Annotated in this window: 1 pseudogene; it reads right to left on the bottom strand. The window is 61.7% G+C overall.

The window, feature by feature from the left end:
* Positions 1-531: pseudogene (locus ACT3TD_RS14835) on the bottom strand (transposase family protein); the annotation flags it as partial.
* Positions 532-548: the final 17 nt, after the last annotated feature.

The following is a 548-nucleotide window of genomic DNA, read 5'->3' on the forward strand; positions in this document are numbered from 1 at the left end:
GGACGGCGGGTGTGTTTCCACACGTGCTCATCGACCCCTAGTATCCGCACGTCAGCGAGGTGATCGCCGGAGTCGTAGACAAGGTTGCGGCACGCCTGAACCGCGATCTTGTTGACCAACTGCCACCCGACACCTAGGGCTTTCGCAGTCGCTGAGAGAGTCATGCGGTCGATGGCCAGGCATTGCACAATCCAGCGAGTCACCCGGTGGGCCAGTTTCGCCCCATCGTCAGAACACGCCAGTGAAGCCTGGAAAATCTTCCGGCCGCAGGCATCGTTGGCGCAAGTGAACCGCGGAACACGGACGTGAAGTCGCGTCGGGAAGCCGACGACCGGCAGGTCCACCAGCTGCTGGGTGACGTGATCTCGCAACACACCTGCATGTTTGCAGCCAGGGCACTAATCGTCGACGGCCATCGGAGCTGCGTCGATGACGGTGAACGGGCCGGCGTCCGAGGCGTCCGTGATGGTCAATCCTTTTCTCAGCGGTGCGGCAGATGGTGTCAGCGACGAGGTTGCCAGTAGTGTGCACTTCTAGGGTCCTGGTTC

The organism is Corynebacterium sp. AOP36-E1-14 (assembly GCF_052377495.1).
Classification (GTDB): Bacteria; Actinomycetota; Actinomycetes; order Mycobacteriales; family Mycobacteriaceae; genus Corynebacterium.